Here is a 6780-nt window from a genome sequence, read left to right on the forward strand (position 1 = left end):
CACCGTAGCAACGCCGGAACCCGGCGCACACGGGTTGTGTTCGGGCTGAATCGATCCCGTGCCAACCGGACTCGGCGGCGTTACCGTGCCGCGCACGGCGGACCGCTGCCGAGCCGGGCGGGCCCGATCAGAACGCGCGGCAGGAGCGGATGTCGGTGGCCAGGATCGCCTTGGCGCCGAGGTAGGCCAGTTCGTCCATCACGGCGTTGGACTTGTTGCGCGGCACCATCGCCCGCACCGCCACCCAGGCGTCGTCGGCCAGCGGCGAGACCGTCGGCGATTCCAGGCCGGGGGTGATCTGGACGGCCTGGTCCAGCAGGTTCTTGGGGCAGTCGTAGTCCAGCATCAGGTACTGCTGAGCGAAGACCACGCCTTGGACACGCGCGATGAGCTGGTTGCGGGCCCGGTCCTGCGCGTCGGAGCCGATGCGCTCCACGAGTACGCCCTCGGAGTCGCACAGCGACTCGCCGAAGGCCACCAGATTGTGCTGGCGCAGGGTGCGGCCGGAGCCGACCACGTCGGCGATGGCATCGGCGACACCGAGCTGGATGGAGATCTCGACGGCGCCGTCGAGGCGGATGACCTCGGCTTCCAGGCCGCGCTCGCGCAGGTCGGTGCGGACCAGGTTCGGGTAGGAGGTGGCGATGCGCTTGCCCGCCAGGTCGTCGACCTTCCACTCGCTGCCCGCGGGGGCGGCGTAGCGGAAGCTGGAGCGGCCGAAGCCGAGGGCGAGGCGTTCCTGGACCGGGGCGCCGGAGTCGAGGGCCAGATCGCGGCCGGTGATGCCGAGGTCGAGCTCGCCGGAGCCGACGTAGACGGCGATGTCCTTGGGCCGCAGGAAGTAGAACTCGACCTGGTTCTGCGGGTCCAGGACGCTCAGCTCGCGCGAATCGGTGCGCTTGCGGTAGCCGGCTTCGGACAGGATGGAGGTCGCCGATTCCGACAGCGAGCCTTTGTTGGGGACTGCTACGCGCAGCATGGGGAACGGTGTCCTTCCGGAGGGTGGAGGTATCGAGCGGAGAACGCGACCGTCACAGATGTCGGTACACGTCGTCGAGCGTCAGCCCCCGGCCCACCATCAGCACCTGGACCCAGTACAGCAACTGCGAGATCTCCTCGGCCAGGGAATCGTCGCTCTCGTGTTCCGCGGCCAGCCAGACCTCGCCCGCCTCCTCGAGAACCTTCTTACCCTGGGTATGCACGCCGGCGTCCAGGGCGGCCACGGTGCCGGACCCCTCGGGACGGGTGGCGGCACGATCCTGCAGCTCGGCGAACAGGGATTCGAAAGTCTTCACGGGTCGACATTCTCTCAGATCGCGGCATCCGTCCCGCACACGCCACCGGGTTCGCCCCGCGGACACGAGCGCACCCGGCCCCTCGCCTGGAGAATTCGGCGGTGGACCGGGTGCGGTCCGGACTCAGCGAACCGGTGTCACTGCGGCGCCGCCAGCAGCTCGGCCAATTCGCCCACCGCGATGCGCAGTTGCTCGGCGAAGGCGTGCATCTGGTCGGCCACCGCGGTCGGGGTGGCCAGGTACAGGTTCCAGCGATCCGGCAGCAGCACGTAGGCGATGCCGATGCAGCGCGGGCTGGTGGAGCCGAAACCGAAGTACTCGATATTCACCGAGGGCGCGGAGCTGGTGCTCAGGTAGTCGTCGCGCATGATCGTCCAGCCGGGGCTGTCGTAGAGCGCGATCGGCTCGGTGACGCCGAGTTCCTCGCCGCGACGGCGCTGGATCCACTGCAGCTCCCACAGGTGCTGCTCGGGAGCGTCGCCCGCCTGGCACTGCTGGGCGCGGGCCACGTGCGCGTCGGCGGCGGTGCGAGCCGCGGCCAGCTTCGTCCCGTGATCGGCGCCCTCATCGACCATGGCGTCGACGAAGGCGATGATCTCGGGCGTGATCACGCGCATCGCCTCGGTGCGGCCGTTGCGGTACTGGCGGGTCGCGATGGACTCGTAGGTCGCGCCGGTCAGGCCCTTGCTGCGGCGGTGCGCGAGCTGGTAGGCGAGCTGGGCGAAGGCGTCCGGGGAGATCTTCAGCTTCTTGGCCTCGGCGGTGCCGAACTCGGGGAAGCTGACCGTGGTGGTCGCGTTGGCGGCCGCGTAGTCGGCGAAATCCTCGGCGGCGGCCTTGATCCGCTGCCGCAGCTCGGCATCGAGGGTGAACTCGATCGGCGACACCGCGGGCGTGCCCTGGGACCGCGCGCCCGCCGCCTCGGCGTGGTCGGCGGCGGTGCGCTCGAGCAGCGTGTCGACGAAGGACAGGATGGTGGTGCCGTCCAGCCCGCAGTGCTCCACGTTGATGCCCGCGCTGCCGTCGGCGAAGACGATGAACGACACCGACTTGTCGAAGTAGCGGTTGGCGCTGTCGCCGTGCAGCAGCTGATCGCAGGCGTGCAGGGTGTCGCGTGGCGCGAAGTCCTCGAGGCATACGCAGAACAGCGCGGTCTCGATGGTGTCGAGGGCGGCGGCGTTGGCGGGCTCGGCGCGCAGCAGCTCGCGATCGGCCGCCCATTCGGCGCGGGCCTTCGTGGTCAGGTGTCCCACGGAAGTGTCCGACTCGGCGGCGGTCGCGCCCGCGTCGAGCACCGCGCGCAGGCCCGCGCCCAGCTCGTCGAGCGTGTGCGGCACGCCCTCCGGGCCGATCACGTCGAGCCGGAAGACGTTGCCGCGGTGGAAGACCGCGATATGACGTTCCTGCGAGGGCCCGGGCCACTCGTCGGTGTAGGGCACCCGCACGGTGTCCTGTTCGGCACCGGGGATGCGGGTCTCGGAGAACAGGTACTTGTTCTGCCACATCGACAGCCGCTTGCCGCGCTGGGTGGCGGGCGGGATCTCCTCGCGATCCAGGGCCAGCTTGTAGTCCACGGCCGCGACGACGATGGCGGCCGCGCGCGAGACCTGATCGGATGCGGTGGAGGCGGCCAGGGTGGTGTCGTCGCGGAAGAGGAAGAAGAAGTTGGCGTTCAACGCGATCCGGTCACGCCTGCCCAGGTAGCGCGACGGCCAGAACTGGTCGAGCCAGCTGCCGACGCCGGGGGTGGCGTCGTACTCGGCGAGTGCCGCGTGCAGCGTGCGGCCCGGTCCGTCGGCGGCGAGCAGTTCCTGCACCGCCGCCTCGGTGGTGGCCAGTTCCTCGGCGGTCAGCAACGGCGAGCACCACTGCAGGAAACGCTCGGCGCTGGCCTCGAGCGTGGGCAGCGGAACGCGGGGCAGATCGTCTTCGGCGGCGAAAGTGCGTTCGGTCAACTCGGTTCCTCGTATCGGGGTGAGTGCGCCGCGCCACACAGGCGCGGGCGGGTCTGCGGACGGGGGTCACTCGTGCCGGGGATCACGCTTGTCCACGATCCTCGATCACGTGACGGCGTTTCGCCAACCGCCTCCGCGCGGGTCCGCGCTCGGGCGTGGCGCCCCGGACGGTGACCGGGGCGCGGCGTGGGCAGTGTTCTCGGGCGCGGCTGTGTCTCAGGCGCGGCGCTCGGGGTCGGGCCGGGAGATGTACAGGTGGGCACACAGCCAGCCTTCGCTCTCGTGGCCACCGGTGTCGATTCCGTTGTCGGACAGAGTCGTCAGCACATGGCGCTGTTCGGCCGGCGAGGCGAACCGGCGTTGCGCGAACAGGCCGGGCCGCTGCTCGGTGCGATAGCCGAGGGCGTCGAGTTCGGCCGCGATCGGCGCGAAATCGAACATGCGCAGCACGAAGTGCGCCATCCACGGCAGCCGATCGGACCGCGCGGCGGCGATCCTGGTGACGGTCTTCTCGGTGACGTAACCGATGCACCCGGTGGAGACGACCAGATCGGCCCGGGCGAGGACCTCCCGCTGTTCGTCGGTGGGATCGGCCGCCTCCAGGTCGGCGTGCACGACGTCGTGCAACAGGCCGGCCTCCTCGGCGTAGTCGAGGGCGGGACGGGACGCGTCGATGCCGATGAACCGGACATCCGGCCAGGCGTCCTTCGCCGCGAGCCGGGCCCGGTCGCGTTCGACGAGTGCGGCGCGATCGGCATCTGCCGCCGACCGGTAGTGCTCGGCCAGCTCGCCGATACCGGTGTCGAAACGCATCAGCGCGGCGTTGACGCCGTAGGAACAGCCGATGTCGAGCACGGTGACCGGTTCGGCGGCCGCCGGATCCCCGTGCGCGGCGACCCGGAATTCACGGATCTGCTGTTCGAAGAAGGGCTTTGCCAGTTCCGGGATGCGATAGTCCAGCTCGGACATCCGGGCGTAGTACTCGCGAGGATCGGGACGGTCGTAGATGTCGTCGAACGAGGCTTTACCGGTGGTGTGTAACGGCACTGGCACGTGTCTCGGTTTCCCTTCGGCTCGGAACTGACTCAGTCGAGTAGTCGGTCGCTCCGGACGGCCTCGGCCGCGGCGATGTGGTCGGGCAGGACGCGCCCGAACAGCTGGCGGGTGCGTTCCACGGTGCCGATGACGCCGGGGCGGTCGGTGTAGGCGAAGATCGCCGAATGGCGCTGTGTGGCACCGGATACCGTGGACACCCGGTGCAGCGAATAGCGCCCCTGGAACAGTTGCAGATCACCGGGCCGCAGATCGAGTCGGCGCACCAGGTGTTCGCCGGAGCCGGTGAGTACCGCGTGCACGTCGTCGAGATGCTCGTCCGCGGGGGTGCGGATGCCCGGGCAGTACTCGAAGACGCCACCGGAGTCCGGCACGCGGGTCAGCATGCTGACGGTGAATTCGTTGGTGTCGAAATGCCACGGGTGCGACATGCCGGGAGCCACCACGTTCAGGCACAGGCCGGCCAGCGGGTCGGCGTATTCGTGCAGCTCACCGCGGCCGAAGCAGTCGGCGACGAAGCGCTGGAAGCATTCGTCGACGTAGAGCTTGTGGATCAGCGAATCGACGGGGATCCGGTCGCGCGGGACGAAGGCGTTGCCGCGCTCGAGCACGATGCGGCCGGGATGTCCCTCGGGCAGTTCGGTGTCGAGCGGGATGTTGTAGGCGTTGACCTGCTCGGTGCGATAGTAGGCGTGCGGCGCCATCCGCTCGCCCTGTTCACGCAGCGTGTCGACGAGTTCGGGGCGGATGAACTCGCGCAGCACGGTGCAGCCGGATTCCGCGAGTTCGGCGCGCGCGGCCGAGACCGCCGCCGCCCATCGCGCACCGCCCGGCTCCCGCAGCGGATACCTTGCGGTGTCGACGATTTCGTCCAACACGCCGATCGATACCATATCGACATTGTTATGCACGGCGTGTCGAACACGCCCGGGATTCGAATAAGATCATCGGTGAACACGGTCACAGCACGGGATTTCGACTATTCAGTGGTCACTTGCCTTGCGGCGCAGCCGGATACCTCGCGCCGAGTCGCACACCTCAGCGATCGAGCAGCAATGCCTCGTGCAAGTGGTCCACGGTCAGGCCGATGAGCGAATCGCGCAGCACCCGCCCGGGGCCCGCCGGTACCGGGATCTCACAGGGCACCACGATCACCGCGCAGCCCGCGGCGGCCGCCGCGCGGGCCCCCGTCGGCGAATCCTCCACGGCCACACAGTGACGCGGGTCGACGCCGAGCAACTCGGCGGCACGCAGGTAGGGATCGGGTGCGGGCTTGCCCTCCGGCACCTCGTCACCGCAGACCGAGACATCGAAGTGGTGTCTGCCGATGGTGTCGAGGCCGAACTCGGTGAGCGAACGGATGGTGTTGGTGACCAGCGCGGTGGACAGCCCGGCCGCCCGCACCAGCGCGAGCGCGTCGGCCGCGCCGGGCCGCCACGGGATCGGGCCGGTCATCAGCTCACCCACGCGCCGCTCCAGGAAATCGGCGGCCTCGTTCATCGCCTGCGGGGTCGGGTCGGCGCCGAGGCCGTCGAACATGATCCGCAGCGCGTTCGGCCCGGACGCGCCGATCAGCGCGTGCCGCAGCTCGTCGGTCATCGCACCGCCGAGTTCCACCGCGAGTTCGCGCACCGCGATGTCCCACAGCTTCTCCGAATCCAGCAGCGTCCCGTCCATATCCCACAGGACCGCGCCGAGTCGCCCCGTCATCAGCCGTATTTCCCCTCGTCCCGAGCGTTCCGGGACCTACCCCGGGCTGTCGCGTCCAGCCTATCGGCCCGGCGTGGTGCGGGCCGCGCACGGTCGCACATCGCACCGGCCGGGAACCGATACGCAGACCACCGATCGGTCCGCCCGGACGGTCAGAGGCCGGACCCGGAGATCAGGGTGCGATCGCCGTCGCGGGTCACGCTGATCCAGCGGCTCTCCCCCGCGACCGTGCCGTCGGTCTTGACGTAGGTCAGCGAGACCGTCGCGCGGTCCGGCCCGTTCGGGGTCACGCTGTTCACGCTCACCGAGCGGATCGAGGACCAGAACGACGAGTAGGAGCCGAAGCCGCCGGTCTGCGCCTGGTAGGCGGGTGAGAGCTGCGCCCACGCACCCGCGATGTCGCCGGGCAGCATGGCGTAGTAGCTCTGGGCGAACTGTGCCGCATCGGCCGCGGGAGCCGTCGTCGTGCTCGGCGGAGCCGTGGTGGTCGACGTGGACGTGCTGGTGGCCTCCGATTCGGAGGTGTCCGATCCTGCGTCGCTGGATGTTTCGGCCGACGGCGCGGCACTCGCCGGAACCGTGGGCCCGGCCACCTTCTCACCGCCGTCGGTCTCGCGGGTCAGCAGCAGCACCACCGCCAAGGCCAGCACCGCCGCCGCCGCGACAGCCGCGAGCAGCAGCGTCGGCTTGCGCGGTCCGCCCGATGGCGCCGCGCCGGTGGCCACCGGCGGCTGCGGAAGCGGCCCGTATCCACCCGCCGCCGCGAC

At 69.9% G+C, this 6780-nt stretch carries 6 protein-coding genes and 1 pseudogene; all 7 read right to left on the bottom strand.

Going from position 1 to position 6780, the window contains the following annotated elements:
- Positions 1-127 precede the first annotated feature (127 nt).
- Positions 128-979, bottom strand: a complete 852-nt coding sequence (hisG, locus tag ON26_RS15410) for an ATP phosphoribosyltransferase (RefSeq protein ID WP_040796836.1) — start codon at positions 977-979, stop codon at positions 128-130.
- 52 nt (positions 980-1031) lie between these two features.
- Positions 1032-1295, bottom strand: a complete 264-nt coding sequence (locus tag ON26_RS15415; protein ID WP_040796837.1) for a phosphoribosyl-ATP diphosphatase — start codon at positions 1293-1295, stop codon at positions 1032-1034.
- A 137-nt stretch (positions 1296-1432) separates the two neighbouring features.
- Entirely contained in the window at positions 1433-3250 is a 1818-nt protein-coding gene (locus ON26_RS15420; RefSeq protein ID WP_040796838.1) for a choline/carnitine O-acyltransferase, read from the bottom strand.
- Between the two features lie 216 nt (positions 3251-3466).
- Entirely contained in the window at positions 3467-4303 is an 837-nt protein-coding gene (locus ON26_RS15425) for a class I SAM-dependent methyltransferase (protein WP_174375403.1), read from the bottom strand.
- 32 nt (positions 4304-4335) lie between these two features.
- Positions 4336-5196, bottom strand: coding sequence for a HalD/BesD family halogenase (locus ON26_RS15430; protein WP_040796840.1), 861 nt, complete (start codon positions 5194-5196; stop codon positions 4336-4338).
- Between the two features lie 145 nt (positions 5197-5341).
- Positions 5342-6013 (bottom strand): HAD family hydrolase, encoded by a 672-nt coding sequence (locus ON26_RS15435; protein WP_040796841.1) that lies wholly within the window; start codon positions 6011-6013, stop codon positions 5342-5344.
- Between the two features lie 152 nt (positions 6014-6165).
- Positions 6166-6780, bottom strand: a pseudogene (locus tag ON26_RS15440) (serine/threonine protein kinase); the annotation flags it as partial.

It is taken from the genome of Nocardia higoensis NBRC 100133 (assembly GCF_000308595.1).
GTDB lineage: Bacteria > Actinomycetota > Actinomycetes > Mycobacteriales > Mycobacteriaceae > Nocardia > Nocardia higoensis.